17 protein-coding genes are annotated in these 22,005 nt (G+C 71.6%); 7 read left to right on the top strand and 10 right to left on the bottom strand.

Annotation, left to right across the window (positions count from 1 at the left end):
- Positions 1-154: 154 nt before the first annotated feature.
- Complete coding sequence (locus HHX41_RS25085) at positions 155-385, top strand: hypothetical protein (protein ID WP_169950713.1); 231 nt, start codon at positions 155-157, stop codon at positions 383-385.
- A 222-nt stretch (positions 386-607) separates the two neighbouring features.
- Here the strand turns inward: HHX41_RS25085 and HHX41_RS25080 are convergent, their stop codons facing one another.
- Positions 608-1,339: an N-acetyltransferase gene (locus HHX41_RS25080; protein ID WP_182907946.1), complete on the bottom strand. Its 732-nt coding sequence runs from the start codon at positions 1,337-1,339 to the stop codon at positions 608-610.
- Positions 1,340-1,381: 42 nt separating this feature from the next.
- Between HHX41_RS25080 and HHX41_RS25075 the strand changes: the two genes are divergently transcribed.
- On the top strand, positions 1,382-2,131 hold the full coding sequence (locus HHX41_RS25075; protein WP_182907945.1) for a YaaA family protein: 750 nt from the start codon (positions 1,382-1,384) through the stop codon (positions 2,129-2,131).
- A gap of 1 nt (position 2,132) precedes the next feature.
- Here HHX41_RS25075 and HHX41_RS25070 read toward each other — a convergent pair whose 3' ends face one another.
- The 4 genes from HHX41_RS25070 to HHX41_RS25055 form a co-directional block, all read right to left on the bottom strand.
- Positions 2,133-3,023 carry a hypothetical protein gene (locus HHX41_RS25070; protein WP_259401272.1) on the bottom strand — a complete coding sequence of 297 codons (891 nt, stop codon included), beginning with the start codon at positions 3,021-3,023 and terminating at the stop codon, positions 2,133-2,135.
- A 267-nt stretch (positions 3,024-3,290) separates the two neighbouring features.
- Positions 3,291-4,967: an RNA polymerase sigma factor gene (locus tag HHX41_RS25065; protein WP_310742164.1), complete on the bottom strand. Its 1,677-nt coding sequence runs from the start codon at positions 4,965-4,967 to the stop codon at positions 3,291-3,293.
- A gap of 219 nt (positions 4,968-5,186) precedes the next feature.
- Positions 5,187-7,268, bottom strand: a complete 2,082-nt coding sequence (locus HHX41_RS25060; protein ID WP_182907943.1) for a SpoIIE family protein phosphatase — start codon at positions 7,266-7,268, stop codon at positions 5,187-5,189.
- 177 nt (positions 7,269-7,445) lie between these two features.
- A complete protein-coding gene (locus HHX41_RS25055; protein WP_182907942.1) occupies positions 7,446-8,012 on the bottom strand; it encodes an HhH-GPD-type base excision DNA repair protein in 567 nt (188 codons plus the stop codon).
- A 173-nt stretch (positions 8,013-8,185) separates the two neighbouring features.
- On the opposite strand from HHX41_RS25055, the gene HHX41_RS25050 reads away from it, so the two are divergent.
- Entirely contained in the window at positions 8,186-8,368 is a 183-nt protein-coding gene (locus tag HHX41_RS25050; RefSeq protein WP_396705307.1) for a hypothetical protein, read from the top strand.
- Positions 8,369-8,593: 225 nt separating this feature from the next.
- Complete coding sequence (locus tag HHX41_RS25045) at positions 8,594-10,096, top strand: hypothetical protein (RefSeq protein ID WP_169984824.1); 1,503 nt, start codon at positions 8,594-8,596, stop codon at positions 10,094-10,096.
- Between the two features lie 28 nt (positions 10,097-10,124).
- Here HHX41_RS25045 and HHX41_RS25040 read toward each other — a convergent pair whose 3' ends face one another.
- Both HHX41_RS25040 and HHX41_RS25035 read right to left on the bottom strand, forming a co-directional pair.
- Positions 10,125-11,828, bottom strand: coding sequence for an ABC transporter family substrate-binding protein (locus HHX41_RS25040; RefSeq protein WP_182907941.1), 1,704 nt, complete (start codon positions 11,826-11,828; stop codon positions 10,125-10,127).
- Between the two features lie 102 nt (positions 11,829-11,930).
- Complete coding sequence (locus HHX41_RS25035; RefSeq protein ID WP_182907940.1) at positions 11,931-14,294, bottom strand: AAA family ATPase; 2,364 nt, start codon at positions 14,292-14,294, stop codon at positions 11,931-11,933.
- A gap of 236 nt (positions 14,295-14,530) precedes the next feature.
- Between HHX41_RS25035 and HHX41_RS25030 the strand changes: the two genes are divergently transcribed.
- Positions 14,531-16,120, top strand: a complete 1,590-nt coding sequence (locus tag HHX41_RS25030; RefSeq protein ID WP_182907939.1) for an MFS transporter — start codon at positions 14,531-14,533, stop codon at positions 16,118-16,120.
- Positions 16,121-16,213: 93 nt separating this feature from the next.
- Here the strand turns inward: HHX41_RS25030 and HHX41_RS25025 are convergent, their stop codons facing one another.
- Positions 16,214-17,416, bottom strand: coding sequence for an RNA-guided endonuclease TnpB family protein (locus HHX41_RS25025; protein ID WP_182907938.1), 1,203 nt, complete (start codon positions 17,414-17,416; stop codon positions 16,214-16,216).
- A gap of 155 nt (positions 17,417-17,571) precedes the next feature.
- On the opposite strand from HHX41_RS25025, the gene HHX41_RS25020 reads away from it, so the two are divergent.
- Entirely contained in the window at positions 17,572-18,330 is a 759-nt protein-coding gene (locus tag HHX41_RS25020; protein ID WP_169984620.1) for a DoxX family protein, read from the top strand.
- Between the two features lie 30 nt (positions 18,331-18,360).
- Here HHX41_RS25020 and HHX41_RS25015 read toward each other — a convergent pair whose 3' ends face one another.
- Both HHX41_RS25015 and HHX41_RS25010 read right to left on the bottom strand, forming a co-directional pair.
- A complete protein-coding gene (locus HHX41_RS25015) occupies positions 18,361-19,299 on the bottom strand; it encodes a DMT family transporter (RefSeq protein WP_182907937.1) in 939 nt (312 codons plus the stop codon).
- 85 nt (positions 19,300-19,384) lie between these two features.
- On the bottom strand, positions 19,385-20,776 hold the full coding sequence (locus HHX41_RS25010) for an ATP-binding protein (protein ID WP_310742163.1): 1,392 nt from the start codon (positions 20,774-20,776) through the stop codon (positions 19,385-19,387).
- 194 nt (positions 20,777-20,970) lie between these two features.
- Between HHX41_RS25010 and HHX41_RS25005 the strand changes: the two genes are divergently transcribed.
- Positions 20,971-21,972, top strand: coding sequence for an isopenicillin N synthase family oxygenase (locus HHX41_RS25005; protein ID WP_182907936.1), 1,002 nt, complete (start codon positions 20,971-20,973; stop codon positions 21,970-21,972).
- Positions 21,973-22,005: the final 33 nt, after the last annotated feature.

Genomic DNA, 22,005 nt, shown 5'->3' with positions numbered 1-22,005 from the left:
CGGCACTTTCGCTGTGATCCCGGTCACTTTCCGGATCATTCTGCTCTGGGCGTAGTCGGAGCATGATTGGGAAGCCCTTCATCCGGTTAGATGTTGTCCCAAGTGACTGACGCCAACGTCCCCACGAAATGTGGGGCGACCCGAAAGGCGATACGTGACTGGAGCTCTCGCCCCCATCAAGCCGCTGACGGCCCTGGACCGGTGCGACCGGTGCGGTGCTCAGGCCTACATCCGCGCGACCCTGCCCGTGGGTGGGGAGTTGCTGTTCTGCGCCCACCACGGGCGTCAGCACGTGACTGTGCTGCGCGACAAAGGTGCTGAGATCCAGGACGAGTCGGCCCGACTCAGTGAATCCCCCGCGACCGCCTCTGACGGCGAGCGCTGACCCATAGACGGCGTGCCGGAGCGTCACGACGATGTCCGCTCCGCACGCCGTCGCCTTATAAGCCACCGGCCCGGGCCGGACACCCGCCGATCCCCGCTTCCCCCGGGGCCCCGACGGATGCCGTCCCGGGCGTGATCAACGGCCGTCGGCGCACCGGCGGCCGCTGTACGGGTGCCGTGACCGGCCCGAGCCGGCGCACGGACTCTCCTGCGGCGGCGCCCGTCAGGGCCGCACGCGGTAGTGATAGCGGCCGGCGACGGTGAAGCCCTCCCGCTCGTAGAGCGCTCGGGCCGCGGCATTGGCCTCCGTCACCACCAGGTACGCGCTGTCCGCGCCGTGCCCTTCGCCCCAGGCGAGCAGGGTGCGCAGCACGGCCGCGCCCAGCCCACGCCGTCTCACGCGTGGCTCGACGGCCATGCAGTAGATTCCGAGCCACCGGCCCTGCGGGACGCCCCTTCCCACCGCGCCCTCGTCGAGGAGGACGTACCCGGCGGGCACTCCGCTGAGGATCCGCTCGCCCCACGTCCGCGCCGGAATCTCCCCGGTGTCGCGATGCCGCCCTCCGTCCACGCTCCACCACGTGTGCAGCCACCGTTCCGACGGCGCGTCCTCCACCACCGCCCCGGCGGCGAGGCCACCGGAGGTCAGCGGCCTGGTCATCACCAGAGTGGGGTCCACGAGCCGGTAGCCCCGGCGGGCGAGTTCGTCGTCGAGCCCGCGCGACGCGCCCATGCCGACCGAGAACACGCAGGGCTGGCCGAGGCCCGCGTAGAACCGCTCCGCCCGGCCGACCGCCTCCGGCAGGTCCGTACGCTCCCCCAGCGCGAGCACCGAGTTGGCCCGCTTCGTCACGCCGCCCGCGTGCCGGTAGACCCAGCCGCCGTCCTCGGCCCGCCCCGGCGCCGGCCAGGCCTCGTCGACCAGCAGGTCGAACTGTGCGATCTCCTCATCCACCCGCCGCAGCCTAACCTGGGGGGCCGGATAAGCTGCGGAACCGTGCTCATCCTGCTTCCGCCCTCGGAGGGGAAGGCCGAGCGGGGGACCTCCACCGTCCGGCGGCTCAGCTTCCCCGAACTCGCCTCCCCGCGCGAGAAGGTCCTCGACGCCCTCGTCTCGCTCTGCCACACCCCCGAGGCGCGCGACGTGCTCGGTCTGTCCGAGGGGCAGGCCGGCGAGATCGAGCGCGACCTGGCGTTGCCCACGGCGCGCACGCTGCCCGTCGCCGCCCTCTACACGGGCGTGCTGTACGACAACCTCGGCCTGGCCACCCTCTCCCCCGAGGCCCGGCGGCGGGCGGATCGGAGGATCGTCGTGTTCTCGGCGCTGTGGGGCCTGCTGCGCCCGTCCGACCGCGTGCCGCCCTACCGGCTGTCCATGGGCGTACGGCTGCCGCCGATGGGCGGCCTGGCCGCGTTCTGGCGGCCGTCGATCAGCGCCGTGCTCGACGCGACGAAGGGGCTCGTGGTGGACATGCGGTCCGCGACGTACGCCGCCGCCTGGCAACCCGGCGAACGCGGCGTGGCCGTACGGGTGCTGAGGGAGGCGGCCGGGAAGCGGACGGTCGTCAGCCACATGGCGAAGGCCACCAGGGGCGTGGTGGCTCGATCGCTCGTCGAGACCCCCGACCGGCCCCGCACGGCCGGCGACCTCGCCGACCTGCTGACCGGCCTGGGGCACCGGGTGGAACTGGCCGCGTCCGCCGGCCGGGGACGGCCGCGGACCCTCGACGTGATCGTGAACGAGTGAGTCAGAGGTTGAGCCGGGAACAGGCCCGGCGGTACTGCTGCCCGGGGTCGCCGAGGTGCGACCAGGGCAGCCGGCTGAACCGGCCGCCCGTCCTGGCCAGGTGGCCACGCGCCGGACGCCGCAGGTCCGACAGGTAGAACGCGGCGCCGAAGACGTTGTGCGCCTCGACCGCCCGCGGGTGCGCCCCGCCGAGGCGCCGCTCCGACCAGTGGGCGGAGGCCGAGACGATCTCGCGTTGCGCCTCGAAGGAGAACCAGCCACCCCGCGACATGGGGGTGCGCCCGGCGGCGACGATCTCGAAGTGGGCCAGCGGCACGAGCGCGGGCAGCGGACTGCCCTCCGGGGCGTGCGCGGCGGCCGAGCGGGCGAAAGCGAGCATCTCCTGGGCGGTGCCGCCCCAGCCGGGCGACAGCGTGATCAGACGGGCCACCGCCCCCGAATACAGCGTCGGCCAGCGGCGGGAGCATTCGTACCAGACCGCGTCCTTGTCGCCGCGCGGCCGGTCCAGCCCGACCGCCAGCCACATCAGGCCCTCCCACGGCACCGGGTCGCCCGGCGCGAGCGCCGCCGCCGTCAGCAGCGGCTGCCTGGCCCGTTCCATCGCCGACTGATAGGTGTGCAGCCGGTCCGCCTGCACCGCTCTGGCCCGTACGTCGGGCCGCAGTTCCCAGGCCTCCTCCAGGCGGGCCCGGCCGAGCCACAGCCAGAGGTCCGGATTGCCCTGGTGATAGGCGAGCAGCGCCTCGATCGACCGGCTCGCCCCGATGACGGTCCGCGACAGCGCCTCCACCCGCAGCGACCGCGTCTCCGGGTCGCCCCTGCTGTCCGCGAGGGCGGCCGCGGCCGGTCCGAGGTCGCCCCGGCAGGCGGCCTCGACCGCCTCGTCGAGCATTGAGTCCGCCCACGGGCGGTCCGGGATCACTCGTGGCCCCCGAGCACGCGCCCGATCCACTTCGATCACTCCCATGAGGCGCGAGCCTAGGAGCCTCGACGTGCCCGGGGCGCTACCACGAGGTTACGGGGGTGTAAAGTCGTCTCCCTTAGATCTTTCGCCTACTGCGGTCACCCAGGCGGCGCCTCGCTACGGCGAGATCTGCGAGACACTCCTACGCCATCGCCCCCTCGGCCGTACGTGGCCGGGGGACGATCGACTCGTGCGTCAGTCCAGGTAGTCGCGCAGCACCTGGGACCGGGAGGGGTGCCGCAGCTTCGACATGGTCTTGGACTCGATCTGGCGGATCCGCTCACGGGTCACGCCGTAGACCTTCCCGATCTCGTCGAGGGTCTTCGGCTGCCCGTCGGTGAGGCCGAACCGCATCGACACCACGCCCGCCTCCCGCTCCGACAGCGTGTCGAGAACGGAGTGCAGCTGCTCCTGCAGCAGCGTGAAGCTGACGGCGTCGGCCGGGACGATGGCCTCGGAGTCCTCGATGAGGTCGCCGAACTCGCTGTCGCCCTCCTCACCCAGCGGAGTGTGCAGGGAGATCGGCTCGCGGCCGTACTTCTGCACCTCGATGACCTTCTCGGGGGTCATGTCGAGCTCGCGGGCCAGCTCCTCCGGCGTGGGCTCGCGGCCGAGGTCCTGCAGCATCTGCCGCTGGACACGGGCCAGCTTGTTGATCACCTCGACCATGTGGACCGGGATGCGGATGGTCCGCGCCTGGTCGGCCATGGCCCGGGTGATCGCCTGCCGGATCCACCATGTGGCGTACGTCGAGAACTTGTAGCCCTTGGTGTAGTCGAACTTCTCGACGGCGCGGATCAGGCCCAGGTTGCCCTCCTGGATCAGGTCCAGGAACAGCATGCCGCGGCCGGTGTACCGCTTGGCCAGCGAGACCACGAGACGGAGGTTGGCCTCCAGCAGGTGGTTCTTGGCACGGTGGCCGTCCTCGGCGATCCACTCCAGCTCGGCGCGGACGTCGACGGGCAGGCCGTCGGCCTCCTGGGCGAGCTGCTCCTCGGCGAACAGGCCGGCCTCGATCCGCTTGGCGAGCTCGACCTCCTGCTCGGCGTTGAGGAGCGGCACCTTGCCGATCTGCTTGAGGTAGTCCTTCACCGGGTCGGCGGTGGCGCCGGCCGCCGCGACCTGGGCGACGGGCGCGTCGTCATCGTCGTCGGTGAGGATCAGTACCTCGTCCTCGGACTGGACGAGCGCCTCGGCCTTGGGCTCTTCGCCCTCGGTCTCCCCCTCGGGTTCGGCGTCGGCCTCCTCGGTCTCCGCCTCGGCGTCGATCTCGACGTCCTCGACCTCGATGTCGAAGTCCTCGATCTCGACGTCACCTTCGAGGTCGATGTCCTCGTCGTCCTCGGCGATGTCGGCCGACTTCGGCTTGGAGTCGGCCTTCGGCGCCTTGCCCTCGGGCCCCGCGGCGGGGGCCTCCGGCTTGGCGGGCGCGGCCTTCTTCGGCGGAGCGGGCTTCGCCGGAGCCTTGGCGGCAGCCGGCTTGGCGGCGGGCGCGGGCTTGGCCGGGGCGGGCCTCTTCGGCGCCGGCGCGGAGTCGGTGACCACTGCGGTCACGGTCTCCGGCTGCGACTCCTTGGCCGCCGCGGATTTGGTGGTCTTCTTGACGGGCGCGGTGGTGCGGCGCTTGGCTTGACCTCGAGAGCGCTTGGGAGCCGCGGAGTCGGCGGCCGTCACCACGACGGTCACACCCTCCTTGCTGAGGCTGCGCAGGAATCCAGCGGCTTGCGACATCGGGATGTCCGCTTCCTCGAAGGCCTTGCGGACATCCTCGGACTCGAGGAAACCCTGCGAGCGCCCACGCTCGAGGAGCTGCTGAATCACTGGCTCGTTCAGCTCCGACGGCTTCGAGCGAGTCGAACTTGCAGGCGACACGAACACCTCTCGAACGAACGCATGGCGAGAATGGACCCAGGTGCTTCTTCTTTTCCGGTGGTGAGGTCGCGCAGACCGCGACATGCCATTGTGGCACGCCACGGCACGTGATACGGCCGCGTCCCGCCGGGTTGCCCCTCCACCCTAGGCCGACCGAGACACTAGTGCGTACGGAAGGAGGTCACTGATACCCGAAAGCAACCGTTATGACTGTTTCATTCAGTCACTCTTCGTGGCCGGTGGGACGTGGACCGCGAGTACCGTTACGTCATCGTCCTGTTCATACCCGGACAGCATGTGGTCCACCAGGAAATCGAGCAGCATATTCGGGCTGTTCAGGACCTCCGGGGGCGCTTCGGCCACTACGGACGAAAGCTCCCTGAGTCCGGCATCCAGCCCGCGCTTGCGGTTCTCCACCAAACCATCCGAGTACAGGACGGCGGTGTGACCCGGCGGCACGCAGAACCTGAACTGCTTGCGGCTCGTGGCCCAGCCGAGCGGGGTGCCGGGCTCGGTCTCGTGCAGCAGCCCGACGCCCTGCGGCGAGACCAGCAGCGGCGGCGGGTGACCGGCCAGGGCCAGCGTGCCCTCCCCGGTCCCCGGCTCGACGACCATGTACGCCAGGGTGGTGACCTGCTCCTCCTCCTCGGTCGCCTCGAAGACGCGGTCGAGTCCCGTCAGCACCGCCGCCGGGGGCGGGTTCGTCAGCGCGAGCGCCCGCATGGCGTTGCGGATCCGGCCCATGCCCGCGGCGGCCTTGACGCCCTTGCCCATGACGTCGCCCACCACCGCCGCCACCCGGCCGTCCTGCAGGACGAACGCGTCGTACCAGTCGCCGCCCACCTGCACGTGGCGTGAGCCGGAGCGGAAGCGGTAGGCGAGCGTCATCCCCCGCACCACCGGCAGGCGCTCGGGCAGCAGGCTGCGCTGCAGCGTCTCGGCCGTCTTGTGCTCGCGCTCGAACAGCGTGGCCCGCTCGACCGCGAGGGCGCACTGGCCGGCCAGCGCCTCCAGGAAGACGCCGTCCTCCTGTGAGATCTTCTGGGTCCGCATGAACGAGAACCGCAGCGCGCCGAGCGCCCGGCCGGCCGCGAGCAGCGGCAGACCCACCCAGGCCCGCTCGTCCGACTGCGCCAGGAAGCCGGAGATCCGCGCCTCGTCGGCGCCGGCGTCGACGAGCTGGGCGCGCAGGCTGTCGGGGGACTCGGCGAAGAGCGGGCGGCGGCTGTTGACCGCCATCGTCATCACGTTGGGGTGCGCGAGGTCGATCTCCTCGCCCGGGGCGTCCGGGGTGCCGCCGCTGTTGATCACCTTCAGCGTGGCCCGGTCCGGGTCGAGCAGCGCGACGGACGAGTGATCGGCGGCGAGGGCCGTACGGCCGACGTCGATGATGACCTGCACCACCTGCTCGACGGTGAGCGCCTCGGCGAGCTGGGCGGTCGCGCCCTGGAGGCGGGCGGTGCGCAGCGCGGCGGCGCCGAGCTGGTCGGTGAGGCGGCCGCGCATCTCCTCGGCCTCGCGCTGCGGCGTGACGTCGGTGTTGGCCCCGACCCACTCCACCACGCGGCCGTGCCTGACGATCGGCACGGCCCGGACCTCGAAGTGCCGGTAGCCGCTGGCCCGGGTGCGCACCCGGTAGCTCCACTCGAACATCGTGCGGCCGCGCAGCGCCTCGCGCCACGCCTCCTCGGTGCCGGGACGGTCGTCGGGGTGCACCGCGTCCAGCCAGCCGTGCGCGAGGTACTCCTCCAGGCCCTGACCGGTGATGGCGCGCCACTGGGGCGCGTCCTCGGCCACCGAGCCGCTGGGCGAGCTGATCCACACCAGCTGCTGCTGCGACTCCACCAGCGAGCGGTAGCGCTCCTCGCTGCGCTCCAGCACCTCCTCGTTCAGCTGCCGCTCGGTCACGTCGACCCCGAAGAGCGCGGTCCCGATGACGCCGTCGTCGCCGTGCAGCGGGAAGAACGACACCGTCCAGTGGCGGCTGTCGCCGTTCTCCGCGCGGGTCCTGATCCGCTGGTCGGTGATCGGCAGCGCCTCGTCGGCGATCCGGCCCAGCGCCGCCTCGATCAGGGTGCTCAGGTCGGCCGGCAGCAACTCGGCCGGTTGGCGGTCAAGATGCAGCTCGACAGGATGGCCGGTCAGCTCGGTAAAGGTGGAGTTGACCCGGACGAAACGCCCATCCGGGTCGAAAAACGCGAAGGCAAACGGCGCCTCCGACATCAGGCCTCTGAAGAGGTCGGAGTCTGATATGTCCAAACCGGGCTCCCGGGGCCGGGGCACGGAGGTTTCGGCGCTCATGGTCGGCACCTCCGTCGCGTGCCAGCGTCTCCCACGAGGCACATCTCCATAACTGTGATTGGTAGCGCAGATCTGCCCTACATCATGGGCGATCGGCATACGCGGACGGAAGCCCCGCCCGGCATGCGGTCAACGCATCCTGTCAAAAGACCGGCGCCTCGCGCAGGAGGATCGGGCCTACTTCTTGGCGGCCCGCTTCGCTTCCTGCTTGGTCGCGCGAACCAGTTGCAGGCTCTCGGCGTCCACGACGTCGGCCACCGACCGGTGCACCCCCTCCTCGCCGTACGGCCCGGCCGCCTCACGCCAGCCGTCCGGGCGCACGCCGCACTGTTTGCCCAGCAGGGCCAGGAAGATCTGGGCCTTCTGCCGGCCGAATCCGGGGAGGGCCAGCAGCCGGCGCAGCAGCTCGGCACCGTCGCGGGCATCCTCCCATACCTTCTCGGCCGAGCCATCGTAGTGCTCGACGAGATATGTCGCGAGCGCCTGGACGCGGGCCGCCATCGCCTTCGGATACCGATGAACGGCGGGCGCCGCCGCGAACAGTGCCGCGAACTGGTCAGGATCATAGGAGGCGATCTCACGCGCGTCCAGGTCGCGGCCGAGCCGGTCGGCGATCGCGCCGGGCCCCGCGAAGGCCCGCTCCAGTGGCACCTGTTGGTCGAGCAGCATGCCGACGAGCAGTGCGAGGGGGCTGCGGCCGAGCAGCTCGTCGGCCTCGGGATCCTGGGCGAGCCGGATGCGCATGGGTCAAGCTTCCCACGCGGTGGCCCGCCAAGGCTTGACACTGCCCGGGAAAGAGGTGGAATAAGGGGCGGCAGGTCCCCATTCAGCGAGGAATGCAGTCCATGCCCGTACTCGCAGCACGAATCAGTGGCGGCCCATCACCGGAGCCGGGTCTCCGCGAACCGGCGGAGCTGGTGACCGATCGTCTGGCCGCGGAATTCCTGACCGTCCCCCTGTCCGCCGTCGCCCGCTGCGTCGCCGACGCATGGGTGTGCGGGGAGCACCTGGGACTCGACGTCACACCGGAGATCGTCGAGCGGGTCGCCCGGGAACGCCTCCTGGGTCTCGTGAACTCGGCGCCGCCTTCCCGGAGGTGAGGCGGCGCACGACGCTCGCACGACCGTCGCCCCGGCCCGCCGCCGTAGTCTGGGAAAGGCTGGAGCGGCAGATAACGGGGAAGTCACCGGCCCGTGTTCCTGATGCCCTTCGCGGCGGGAATGCGAGAAGGTGGTGACCGTGAGCGAGCGGAGCGAGATCTCGTGAGTCGCCGGCGCCGACGTGACCCCCGGGAGACCCGGCCGCCGGACGACGTGTTCGCGGAGATGCTGCTGGCGGCCAGGGAGCTGCTCGCCGTGCGCAGTCCGCTCGACGCGGAGCTCATGGTCTCCGACATGCTCGGCGCCTGGTGGGGCAGGCGGCTGCGCGGCGGCGACGTCGAGCAGATCCTCGGCGAGGGCCTGGTGGACTACGCCGCCAAGGCCGGCACGCCGGCCGCGCTCACCCTGCTCGTCTCGGTCGCCTATCTCGGCACCGCCCGCCAGGCGGCCAAGGCGGAGGGCGCGGCGCTCGCGCTGATGGAGTCCGACGTGGCCCGGCCCCGCTGGGCGGACCGCGTCGGCGCCGTCAAACCGACCGGCTGCTACGTCTCCAGGGACGTGTACGGCGACCAGGACACCGTGGTGTGCACGTTCGCCTACAACGGCGAGGACCGGCACGCGCTGGTCGTGGTCGTCGACTACAACATGGGCGGGATGGCCCGCGACGCGTGGGTGTCGTCCCAGGTCGAAAAGCTTCTGGAGCAGGCCAGGCTGGAGGCGGCGGGCAACGCGCTGCTGCGGTTCGAGGAGCTGGAGCCGCAGCAGGCGCGGGCGCTGCTGGAGTTCGCCATGAAGGCCACCAGCGCCGCCGCGCACGGCCGTGGCGGCCCGAAGCTGGTGAGCGACAGCTACAGCGCCTACCACGCCTTCGCGCGGGCGCGGATCAAGGCGCTGCCGCCCGGGCGGATGCGGCCCGCCCCCGCGCACACGGAGGCGCCCTACAGCCGCGACCGCCGCGCGATGCTGGCGGCCGAGTTCCTCGCCTCGGACGCGGCGGAGAACCTGTCGGATCCCTCGGCCGCCTCCCGGTGCGCCGACCACATCATCGACCACGGCTGCGACCAGGACTTCGGCCGGCCGATGCGGGTGAGCCCGACCAAGTGCGAGACGTTCCTGCTCGACTGGCTGCCTCGCAAGGTCCTGCTCACCCCGGCGGAGCAGGACGCGATGCCGCACGTGCTGTCGGCGTGGGTGCGTTTCGCCGGCCCCCGGATCGGGCTGCCCGAGGAGGGCGTGCGGGCCACGCTCGACGCGGTCTGGGAGGCGACCGCCCGGTTCACCGAGGCCTACCGCGACCCGGCCACCTTCGGGCTGGACCGCTCTCTCGTGGAACGGCTGCTGCCGGACGGCGACCTGTCCGCGCTGGCCCGGCGCGCGTTCGCGTTCCCCTTGCTGCAGGGCATGCGCGGATCGACCAACCTCGACCTGCTGAACCCGGCGGACGAGGCCGACCGGCGCATCCTGCTGGAGATCGACCACGCCGGTGAGCTGGGCCGTACGGACCTGGAGGAGCACCTCGCCTGGCACGAGGAGATCGCCGGGCGGCTGTGGGTGGGCGACCCGCCGCAGCTGTGGGAGGCCGCCCAGCGCCTGATCGACCTGGGGCACGACCGGCACGACGTGCTGCACGTCCTCATCGAGATCGCCGAGCGGATCGGCGACCACCCGGACGAGCTGGCCGCCGCCCTGGACGACATCGCCGACATCCCGGACGAGCCTCCCGCCTGACGGCCCCTCCGGCCCGGGCGGCCGCCGCTCAGGAGGCGTAGCCGATGTCCTCGTACCTGAGGTCGTGGAACCCGTTGGCGCCGATGTTGGCGAGCGCGGACCGCACCGCCACGCCCTGCGGGCACTGGTAGAGCGGCAGCACGTTGACCTTCTTCCAGACCATCCGGTCGGCCTCGTTGAGCAGGCCGGGCACCTTGTCGGCGTCGAGCGTGCTGCCGGCGCGGTACATCGCCTCGTCGATCTGCTTGCTGCCGCTGCGCCCGATGTTGGCGTACCACTCGGTGTCGTCGCCCCGGCCGCCGCTCTCGCCGTCGGCGTAGATGTCGAAGGCGCCCGAGACGGGGTACGGCGTGCTCGGGTAGGCGAAGGCGGTGATGTCGAAGTCACCGGGGATGAGGTGCTTGCCGAAGAAGTCGTCGAAGGACACCCTGCGCACCTCGACCCGGATGCCGACGCGCTGCAGCATCTGCCGGGCGGAGTCGGCCTCGACGCCGCTCATGACGATCCCGTCGGGGACGACGAAGCGCAGCGTGAGCGGTTTGCCGTTCTTCACGCGCGTCTTGCCCGACAGCCTCCAGCCCGCCTGGTCGAGAAGCCGCCCGGCCCGCCCCGGGTCGTACGCGCCGATCTCGCCGGCGTTGGCCCGGTAGCCGTACTGGCTGTTCATGAGGAAGTGGTTGTCCAGCGTCACGGCCGGCCAGCCGAGGCCCTTCAGGTCCGCCTGCATGAGACCGCGGCGGTCGAGCGCCGCCGCGACGGCCTCGCGCACCCGCGCGTCGGCCAGGACCGGGCTCTCCCCGTTGAAGGTGAACTGCCGGTACTGGGTGCCGGCGGCCTGCCGGATCACGGCGTCCCACGCCTCCCTGACCCGCGCGTAGTCGCCGGGGGACGGGCCCACCTCGAAGACGTCCACGTCCCCCTTGGTGAACGCGTGGACCATCTGGTCGGGGCGCACGGCGCGGAACACGATGCCGTCCAGCTTCGCCCGGTTGCCCCACCAGCCGGGATTGCGAGTGAGCGTGACCGTCTTGCCCTTGACATCGAGGCTCTCCACCTTGAACGGCCCCGCGGTCACCGGGATGCGGTTGATCCAGTCGGCGTTGAACGCCGCCGCGGTCGCGTTGGTGGTGCCGGGATACAGCGGCGTGAACAGGGACTGCCACTCGTTGAACGGCTGGGCGAGGGTGACCACCACCTCGCGGTCGCTCGCGCCCCGGGCCACGCTCTGGATGTTCTCGTACGCGATGGTCGAGTCGACCCGGTAGTCCCGGTCGCGGCCGCTCATGGCCTTCCACTGCGCGGCGAAGTCCGTCCAGGTGATCGGCCTGCCGTCCGACCACTTCGCCTTGGGGTTGATCGAGTAGGTGACGACCTGGCGGGGGGAGGTCGCGGTGATCCTGGCGTTGGTCACGTAGTCGGTGTCGATGGTCAGCCGCCCCCGCGCGTCCGACCGGAACGTGCGCGGCAGCAACGCGTCCGTCACCACCTTGACGGCGGTGGTGTCGCCGTCGACGTGGTTGCGGTTCCACTGGGACGGGAAGTCGGTGAGCCCCCACCGGAGCGTGCCGCCGTCCTTGACCTTGTCACGAGCCAGCGGGTTGATGTCGTACGCCCTGACCGGGGAGGGGGCGAGCCCGGTGTCCGGTTCGCCCGGCCCCCGCTGCACGCCGCAGGCGCCGACGGCCCACAGAGCGGCCAGTGCGGCCAGGGCAACCGGCCATCGTGCTCTCACGTGCTTCTCCGATCCTCCTGGCTACCCTACGCTGTCGATTAGTAGCAGGAAGTGACGACCGTCGGCCATCGGGACACGCGCCCTGTGGATTTCCCTACGACATCAGGACAACTCGTCCACCGCGCTGCGGACGTCCTCGCTGGTGATCGTCGTCAGCTCGGCGGCGTTCGCCGATCCCTGCTCGGCGAGGCGGACGTCGCGCCGCAGCGCGGCCCGCTCGTACAGGGACCGGGCGAAGCGGCCGTTGCCCAGCCCGTCGATGAGCCCCTCCCGGCAGACCCAGTCGAAGACGTCCGCGAGGTCCCGTGCGGCGGAGGCGTCGAACCTGTCGCCGCTCCGCGCGGCGAGCAGCTCCGCGATCTCGGTCAGCTCGGACGGCGAGTAGGAGGGGAACGACACGCGCTGGTTGAACCGGGAGGCCAGGCCGGGATTGGTCGCCAGGAACGCGTCCATCTCGCGCTCGTAGCCCGCCAGGATGACGACCAGACGGTCGCGGTCGTCCTCGGCCCGCTTCAGCAGGGTCTGCACCGCCTCGGCCCCGAAGGCGTCGCCCCCCGAGTATCCGGTGTTGACCAGGCTGTACGCCTCGTCGATGAACAGCACGCCGCCGAGCGCGCGGTCGACCAGCTCGTTGGTCTTGATCGCGGTCGCGCCCAGATGCTGGCCGACCAGGTCGGCCCGCGACGCCTCGACCACGTCGGGCCGGGCCAGCAGGCCCAGGGCCGAGAAGATCCGGCCGAGGATCCGCGCGACGGTCGTCTTGCCGGTGCCCGGAGGGCCGACGAACACGATGTGCCGCATCTGCGACTGGACCGGCAGGCCCTGCTCCTGCCGCATCCTGGCCACCTTGAGCTGGGCGGTGATCGCGTGGACCTGCCGCTTGACCGGGTCGAGGCCGGCCATCCTGTCGAGGTCCGTGAGCGCCTCGTCCAGGGTCGGGGTGACCTGGTAGCCGCGGTATCGCGCGGTGATCTCGTTGAACGCCTTGGTCACGTCGTCGGCGGTGACGGTGACCAGGTCCTCCCCGCGCGGCGCCCCGCCCGCGCTCACCACGCGCACGTCGCGGGCCTGTGCGGCGGCCTCGGCGAGGCTGCGGGCGAATCGCGCGTTGCCGAGGTCGTCGACGAGCGCCCGGCGGTGCACGTCCTCGAACAGCCGGCGCAGCACGGGACGCGCCTCGGGGGCGAGCAGGTCTCCCCGGCGCCGCTGCAGCGCCTCGGTGATCTCCAGCAGTTCCGCGGGGCTGTAGCTGGGGAAGCGCACCCGGGTCGCGAAGCGGCTCGACAGCCCCGGATTGGACGCGAGGAAGTCGTTCATCTCCCGCTCGTAGCCGGCCAGGATGACGATGAGCCGTTCGCGGTCGTCCTCGGCCCGCTTCAGCAGCGTCTGCACGGCCTCCGCGCCGAACCGGTCGGGCTGGCCGTCGCCGGAGTTGATGAGGCCGTACGCCTCGTCGACGAAGAGGACCCCGCCGAGCGCGCGGTCGATGAGCTCGTTGGTCTTGATGGCCGTGGCCCCCAGGTACTCCCCCACGAGGTCGGCCCGCTGCGCCTCAACCACGAACGGCGTCTCCAGCAGCCCGAACGCGTAGAAGATCTTGGCGAGCGACCGGGCGACGCTGGTCTTGCCGGTGCCGGGAGGGCCGACGAACACGAAGTGGCGCATCGGCCGCTCGTTGGTGTAGCCCGCCTCCCTGCGCAGCCGGGCCGCCTCGATCGACGCGGCGATGGCGCGCACCTGCTCCTTGACCGGTTCGAGGCCGATCATGGACTCCAGCTCGGCGAGCGCCTGCTCGACCGTGATGGGCGGCGGAGCGGCGGCCTCGGCCGGGGCGGGCTGGTGGCCGCCGGGCCCCCCTGTCCTGCCGGATGCGCGCACCTGCACCTGGGTCTCGGCGCCCGCCGCCTCCCGCTCCGCCTCGCCGCGCACCTTGCGGGCGAGCACCAGGCGGTAGAGGAGCACCGCGGCGGCCGCGCCGTACGCCCCCCACAGGGCGGCGGCCGGCGACAGCGGCGACAGCGACAGCGCGACGACCCCGGCGGGCACGAGGGACATCAGCGTCGTCAGCCACGGCGGGACCCACCGGATCAGGTGGGCCGCGCCACCGGCCAGCGCGCCCAGCAGCATCAGCAGACCGGGCACGATCGACTGCCCGCCGAAAGCACCCATGAACAGCGGCAGCAGCAGGCCCCATCCGGCGAGCACGAGCACGGTCGCGGCGGCACGCGGATAGCTGAGGGCCAGCGCGAGGAAGCACAGCGCCAGGAACGTGTAGATGAACGTGGGCATCAGCGACCAGTTCAGCGCCGCGGCCACTCCCATTGTCGCGACCAGCAGCACCGCGAACAGCGCGCGTCGCGCGAACGGCGGAAGCCTGAAATAGCGGAAACGCACCTGTTCGAACAGATCACGTGCCGCAGTCCGGTTTAAGAGGCTCGCCGCCCGTGCCCTGCCGGAGTCCCGCATCGACGCCTCCCCGCTTCGACCCCGGTTATACCGCACGTGCGGACGGAATGGGTGGACCCTTGCGGCACGGTGGACGACGCACGTCGCCGGCCCCTGTTCGATCACCTGGAGCGATACGGATCCGGCGATATGTTCCCGACATCCCTGGAAGGGCTGAGAGATCCGCTTCCCATGGCCTAAGCTGCCACGCATGTTCCAGCGGGCCGGAATTTTCGGGCAGGAGCACTGAGCGGTCTATGATCATGGTTTCGGTCGAGTCCGCCGCCGTCCGCGCCGCAGGCGCCCTGCGCGAGCATCGGGCGAACCGGTGGTCGGTGCTCGTGCTCCTGTGTTTCAGCCTGCTCCTGATCGCGGTCGACGCGACCGTGCTGCACATCGCCGTCCCGGCGCTCACCGCGGCGCTGGAGCCGTCGTCCGTGCAGCTGTTGTGGATCATCGACATCTACTCGCTGGTCGTCGCGCCGCTGCTGGTCACGTTCGGCACCCTGGGCGACCGGTACGGCAGGCGGCCCTTCGTGCTCGGCGGCTACGTGGTGTTCGGCCTGGCCTCGCTGTCGGCCGCGTTCGCCGCGACCCCGCTCGCGCTCATCGCCTCGCGGGCGTTCCTCGGCGTCGGCGGCGCGATGATCATGCCGGCGACGCTCTCGATCATCCGGCAGGTGTTCACCGACCGGCGCGAGCGGGCGATCGCCCTCGGCGTGTGGAGCGCCGTCGCCGCCGCGGGTGCGGCCGTCGGGCCGCTGGTCGGCGGGGTCCTCGTCGAGCATCTGTGGTGGGGCGCGGTCTTCCTCATCAACGTCCCGCTGCTGCTGGTCGCGCTGCCGCTCGCCGTACGCATCCTGCCTGCCTCGCCGCGGCGGGCCGAGCATCCGTGGGACGCGCTGAGCGCGGCGCTGTCCACCGTCGGCATCCTGGCCGTCGCGTTCGGGCTGAAGGAGGCGGGGTCGGGACACCTGCTGGGCCGCGGTCCCTCGCTCGCCGTCCTCCTGGCCGGCGTCGCGCTGCTCGTCTGGTTCGTGCGGCGGCAGCGGCGGCTCGACTTCCCCCTGCTCGACATCGGGCTGTTCACGCAGCGCGGCTTCGCGACCGGCGTCGGCTGCGTGCTGCTGGCGATCTTCGCCCTGGTCGGGCTGGAGCTGATGCTGGCGCAGTACCTCCAGCTCGTGCTGGGGCTGTCGCCCCTGCGGGCCGCCGTGCGGATGCTGCCGCTCATGGTCGCGGCCATCGCGGGCGGCCTGGCCGCCGCGCACGTGCTGGGGCGGATCGGGCTGCGCGCGACGGTCGGCGGCGGTCTCGCCCTCACCGCGCTGTCCCTCACCCCGGTGCTGAGCTGGGGCACCGAGCAGCATCCGGTGATGCTGACCGTCTGCTTCGTCGGCATCGGATTCGGCGTCGAGGTCGCCCTGCTGGCGGCGTCCGACACGATCATGGCGTCGGTGCCGGAGGCACGGGCGGGCGGCGCCGCCGCGATCGAGGAGACGGCCTACGAACTCGGGGCGGGCCTCGGCATCGCCGTCCTCGGCACGATCACCACGATCGTGTACGCCCCCTCGCTCGGGACCGTCCCCGGGATCCCGGCCGGGCTCATGGCGCAGGCCCGGGAGTCGCTGGCCGCGGCCGCGCACGCGGCCGGCGAGGCGGGCGCGACCGGAGCCGCGCTGCTGGGCGCCGCCCGTGTGGCCTTCGTCACCGCCCTGCACTCCACCATCGTCGTCAGCGTGGCACTGCTCGGGCTCACCGCGCTGGCCGTGGCCCTGCTGCTGCCCCGCCACGTTCCCACCCCTGCGGACGCCGGCGCCGAGGAGCCCGGCGGCGTACGCGACTGAGCCGGCCGGGCGCATGACGGCGGCACAGGCGGGGAAGTGTCCGGGCAAGTCATCCCCCACCCCAGGATGAGAAGCCTTGACTTCCTCCCCCGCCTAATGGCGGAGGACTCCCGCCCTCACGGGCCGGGCTTCCTGCTTCGCAGCCGACCGCACCCGGGAGGACCCGGAATGGCTCACATCAGCTCCACAGGCAGGCACCGCTCGACCAGCGGCCAGGATGTTCTTGGCGGCGTTGACGTCCCGGTCGTGCCGGGCGCCGCAGTCCGGGCACGTCCAGTGCCGTGTGGACAGAGAGAGTTCGGCGAGCAGGTGCCCGCACGCGCTGCACGTCTTCGAACTGGGAAACCAGCGGTCGATCACAACCAGGTGCCGCCCGAACCGCTGGGCTTTGTACTCCAGTTGGCGGCGGAACTCGCCCCACCCGGCATCGGAGATCGCCCGCGCCAGGCAGCGGTTGCGGACCATTCCTTTGATGTTGAGATCTTCGATCACGATGAGGTCGTGGTCGCGGACCAGCCGGGTGGAGGTGCGGTGCAGGAAGTCGGCGCGGGCGTCGCGGACCTTGGTGTGGGCGCGGGCGACCTTCGCCCTGGCCTTGGCCCGGTTGTTGCTGCCGCGCTGTTTGCGGGCCATCCTGCGCTGGTAGCGGGCCAGATTCCTGGCCTTGCGCTCCAGATGGCGCGGGTTGGGGATCTTCTCCCCCGTGGACAGGACGGCGAAGTCGGTCACTCCGAGGTCGACCCCGGCGTGACCGCCCGTGGCGGGCAGCGGCTCAGCTTCGGTCTCGGTCTCTATCGTGATGGAGGCGTACCAGCGGCCGTCGGGGTCTCTGGAGATGGTCACCGTGGCCGGGTTGAGCGTGGCAGGGTCAAGTTCGGGCCAGGACCATACGAACGCGATCGGGCCATCCATCTTGGCCAGCCACAGTCGCCCGTCGCGCCAGCGGAACGCCGAGCGGGTGTAGGTCGCGGACTGGCGGCCGTGGCGGGACTTGAACCGCGGATACTTCGCGCGTCCCGCAAAGAAGTTCACAAACGCCGTGTGCTGGTGCCGCAACGCCTGCTGCAACGGGACGCTGGAGACCTCGTACAGGAAGTCGTGGCCGCCGTCGCGTTTCAGCTCGGTCAGATACCGGTCCGATTGTGCATAAGAGGTCGTCACGCCCTCGGCGTGGTAGCGGGCCTGCCGCCACGCCAGGACGCTGTTCCACACGAGGCGTACGCAGCCGAACGTGCGGTTCAGCACCGCAGCTTGTTCGTCGGTGGGGTAGACCCGCACCTTGTAAGCCGTACGCATGTTCGCGATTTACTAGCCCTTTGCCTGGTCGGTCAGTGGAAGGAGCAAGTCGTGCGCACTTGGCGCTCTGGGCTATCCCGGCTTCGCCGGGCCACCCCTTTGGGGATCCCTATTCCTCCCGGCTTTGAAGGGCCGGGCTTCCTCCGGAGGATTCGGTGAAGAAAACCCTGCACGACTTAGCCTCGCTGGCCGCCCGCATGGGCGTCGGCGGGATCTTCTTCGCCAACGGCTGGCAGAAGCTCGAAGCCGGCCTCAACGCCACCGCCGACCAGTTCACCGAGCTGCAGGCCCCGCTGCCCCACGTGTGGGCGCCGGTGACCATGCTGACCGAGCTGGTGGGCGGCACGCTGCTGATCGCGGGCCTCGCCGTGCCGGTCGTCGGACTGCTGCTGTTCGCCGAGGCCCTCGCGGTGTTCGTGCTCACGGCCGGGGACACCGGCCTGCCGCTCACCGGGGGCGACATCGAACTGATCGTGGCTCTCGGGGCCGCCTCCGTGCTGCTGGCGGTCACCGGCGCGGGCCGCATCTCGGCCGACCACATGGTGGTGATCAAACGGCGCGAGGCCGAGGCGGCCGGCGAGTTCGCCGCCGACGCCGAGGCCGACGCGGTCATCGCGGCGCTGCGCCCGCCATGGCCCGGCGAGCCGGGCGCGGACGGATCGCCGGGACGGCCCGCCGCCCCGGCGGCACCCGATCCCTCCTCCGGGGAGCGGCGGCCCTCGCCCGGGTCGCCGGAGCCGCCCCCGACGGCCGGTGCGGACACGGGCTCCACCGCCGCCGGGACGGTCGCGGACCCGCCCGGCGGGGAGGCTCCGGCCACGACGGTACGCAAGGCCACGCCGAGACAGCGGCGTGCGAGGCGGGACGACGACACCACCACGGAGAGCCGGGCCGAGGCGCCCCCGGCCCGCTGAGGAGCCGGAGAGCGCGCCGCGCCGATCGGATCAGGCCGCGGCGTCGGTCTCGGCGGGGACGGCGCGTGCCGCCGTGGCGGCACGCCCGCCGCGGCGCCGGGGGACGATCCCCTGGATCACGGCGATGCCCAGCAGCACCACCAGCGCTCCGGCGGGCTGGTTCCAGGTCAGGTGCTCGCCGAGGAAGACCACGCCGGAGGCGGCGGCGAACACCGGGATCAGGTAGGTCACGGCAGAGGCGGCCGTCACTCCCACCTTCCGCTGGATCCCGTACAGCAGCAGGTAGGCGATGCCGGTGCCGAAAGCGCCGAGCGCGAGGAGGCTGCCCCAGACCGTCAGAGGGACGTCGACCTCGACCAGGCTCACCCCCGCGAGCGGCGTGATCACCGCGAGTTCGGCCGTTCCCGCGACCAGCTGCGCGGCCGCCAGCACCATCGGCTCCTCACCGCGCGGGGTGATGAACCTGCCCATGTACGCCCCGCCCACGCCGTAGCAGGCGGCCGCGCCGAAGCAGGCCAGGCTGCCGACGGCCGCGCCGCCGGAGATCGGCTGCCACACGCCCAGCACCACCATGACGCCGGCGAAGCCGAGGCCGAGCCCGGTCACCCTGGCGGCCGTCGCCTTCTCGCTGCGCAGGAGCAGCGCGAACAGCAGCGTGCACAGCGGCGTCGTGGCGTTCCAGATCGCCGCGACGACGGAGGAGACGTGCTGCTCGCCGTACCCGAAGAGAGTGAACGGCACCGTGGTCAGCACGACGGAGGCGACCGCGAAGTGCCCCCACAGGCGCGGGTCGCGGGGCAGCCGGCGGCCGGTCGCGAGCACCGCGACCAGCAGGGTCAACGCCCCGACGGCCATCCGGAGGAAGGAGATCTGGAGCGGATGGAGGCTCCCGAGCGCCACCTTGATGAAGAAGAAGCTGTTCCCCCAGACGAGCGCCAGCAGGATGAAAGACGGAAGCCACCGTCGCATATGTGCAATTCCCTCCGCTCATGTGCCGGTAAGGAGCGTAGTGGGGCATGACACATTAGCGGCAGCGGTTTTCGGACCCGGGAAATCAGGACTCCCGGGAGAGCGGCAGGCGCAGGAGGAAACACGCGCCGTGCGGGCTGTCGATGATCGTCAGAGTGCCGCCGTGGCTCTCGGCGATCTGCCGGGCGATGGGCAGGCCCAGGCCCGCGCCCCCGGCGTTCCTGCTGCGCGCCGTGTCGAGCCGGGTGAACCGCTGGAAGACAAGCTCCCGCTGGTTCCGCGCGATGCCCGCGCCGTCGTCGAGCACCTCGAGGACGGCCGCGCCGGAGCGGAAGCGGGGGTCGCCGTCGGGCGCGTCCTCCCGCCGCACGGCCAGCCGTACGGTGGTCGCGGCGTGCCGCTCGGCGTTGTCGAGCAGGCTGGTGACCAGGCGGCCGAGCCGGATGCGGTCCCCCCGGACGATCACGCCGGGGGCAAGATTCGGGACGACCCTCCTGAGCGGGCGGCGGGTGTCCAGCTTGGCGGCCACGAGCCGGCCGAGGTCCAGCGGCTCTCGCTCGCAGGGCGCGCCCGCGTCCAGGCGGGCCAGCGTCAGCAGGTCGGCGGCGATCGCCTGGAGCCGGTCGAGGCTCTTCAGCACGGCCTGCCCGATCTCGCTCACGTCGGACTCCTGTGGCGCGAGGAGCGCGCCCTCCACCTGCGCGCGGATCGCGGTGATCGGGCTGCGCAGTTCGTGGGACGCGTCGGAGGTGAAGCGCCGTTGCTGTTCGAGCGTCTCCTCCAGCCGGTCCAGCGTGTAGTTGACGCTCTGCGCGAGCTCGCGGATCTCTCCTTTGGCCTCCGGGACCGGCACCCGCCGCCCGAGGTCCGAGGCGTTGATCTCGTCGAGCTCGCCCCGGATCGCCCGCACCGGCATGAGCGCGCGCTTGACGCTTCGCCGGGTGCCGTACGCGACGGCGGCGGTGACGAGCACCGATCCCACGGCCAGGCCGGCCACCAGGCCCGGCGGGACGTCGAAGGCGTTGGCCGGCGCGGCGCTGTAGACGATCCAGTCTCCGCCGTCGCGATAGACCTGCTGCGCGACCACGATGTGACATCCGTCCCGGCCGAAGACACCGTCGCAGACCTCCCGTATGGCCTTACGGAGCGGCGGCCGGGGACGGAAGGTCGCCATGGCCGGCTTTCCGGCCATGTCCGGCGTCGCCGCACGCACCCTGCCCTGCGGGCCCACCACCTGGACGGGCCGGTCGCGCGCGGAGGGGGGATCGTATGGCAGGACGCTTCCGGCCTCCCCGCGGTCCACGAGGTAGGCGACCCGCGCACCGGCCGTCGTCACCTCCTTCAAGAGGTTCTCGCCGGCCGTCATGTACAGCGCCCACACCAGGACGACCGAAAACCCGGCGCACAGCAGGGCGACCACCGTGCCGGTGAACAGCGCGATGCGGCTCCTGACCGACCATCGATCCCCGAAACCCACGTGATCGCCCACTTACGATGCGGCCCGATTGACCGTGCGTAAGAAATCTACTCTTCAGGGCGTTATACGCCGGTAACGAGACAAACCGGACGAGATGGTCCTGTGCGCGCGAAATCCCCGCACGCGCAACACGTCCGGCAAGCAGGTAAAGGAGCCTTCCGGGACGATGCCCCCGGATGGTGGGATATGGAGATATGAACACAGCCGGGCCACTGCCGGTGATCGACGTGTCCGCTCTCACCGGCTCCGGAGCGGGCCACGCGCGCGCCGAGGTCGCGCGCCGGATCGAGGCGGCCTGCCTGGACAGCGGCTTCTTCTACATCAGCGGCCACGGGGTGCCCGAAGACCTGATCGCACGGCTCAAGGAGGCCGCGGCGCGGTTCTTCCGGCTGCCGCCGGAGCACAAGTCGCGCATCTCCATGGACCGGGGCGGGCGGGCCTGGCGCGGGTACTTCCCCGTAGGCGGCGAGCTCACCTCCGGCCGGCCCGACCTGAAGGAGGGCGTCTACTTCGGCGCCGAGCACGACCACGACGATCCCCGGCCGCTGCACGGGCGCAACCTCTTCCCCGACGACGTGCCCGAGATGCGCCCGGCGGTGCTGGCGTACATGGACGCCCTCAGCCACGTCGGGCAGGCGGTCATGCGGGGCGTGGCGCTGAGCCTGGGACTCGACGAGGACTACTTCGCCGCCGGGTACACGGCCACGCCCACGATCCTCTTCCGGATCTTCCACTATCCGCCCCCGCCGTACGCCGATCCGGACGAGTGGGGGGTCGGCGAGCACACCGACTACGGCCTGCTGACATTGCTACTCCAGGACGACAATCCCGGCCTCCAGGTGCACACCGCCCGCGGCTGGATCGAGGCTCCGCCCATCCCCGGCACACTGGTCTGCAACATCGGCGACATGCTCGACAAGCTGACCGGCGGCCTGTATCGGTCGACCCCGCACCGCGTGCGCAACGCCACGGGCCGCGACAGGCTGTCCTTCCCCTTCTTCTTCGACCCGAGCTGGGACTGCGAGGTGCCGCCGCTGCCCGCCCTGCCCGGCCGCGAGGGGGGCCGGGCCCGCTGGGACGGCCTGGACCTGCGGGCCTTCACCGGCACGTACGGCGACTACCTGACGGCGAAGGTCGCCAAGGTCTTCCCGCACCTCGGCGACCGCGTGCTTCCGCCCGTACCGGGCGAGAGTTGAGGTGTGCCTTCGGAAGATCCCGATCGGCCCGGT

Origin of the sequence: Microbispora sp. H13382 (genome assembly GCF_014161445.1) — a bacterium.
In the GTDB taxonomy this organism is placed as follows: Bacteria; Actinomycetota; Actinomycetes; order Streptosporangiales; family Streptosporangiaceae; genus Microbispora.
Note: the sequence above shows the minus strand (reverse complement) of the source record. Positions and strands in the feature narration are given on the sequence as shown.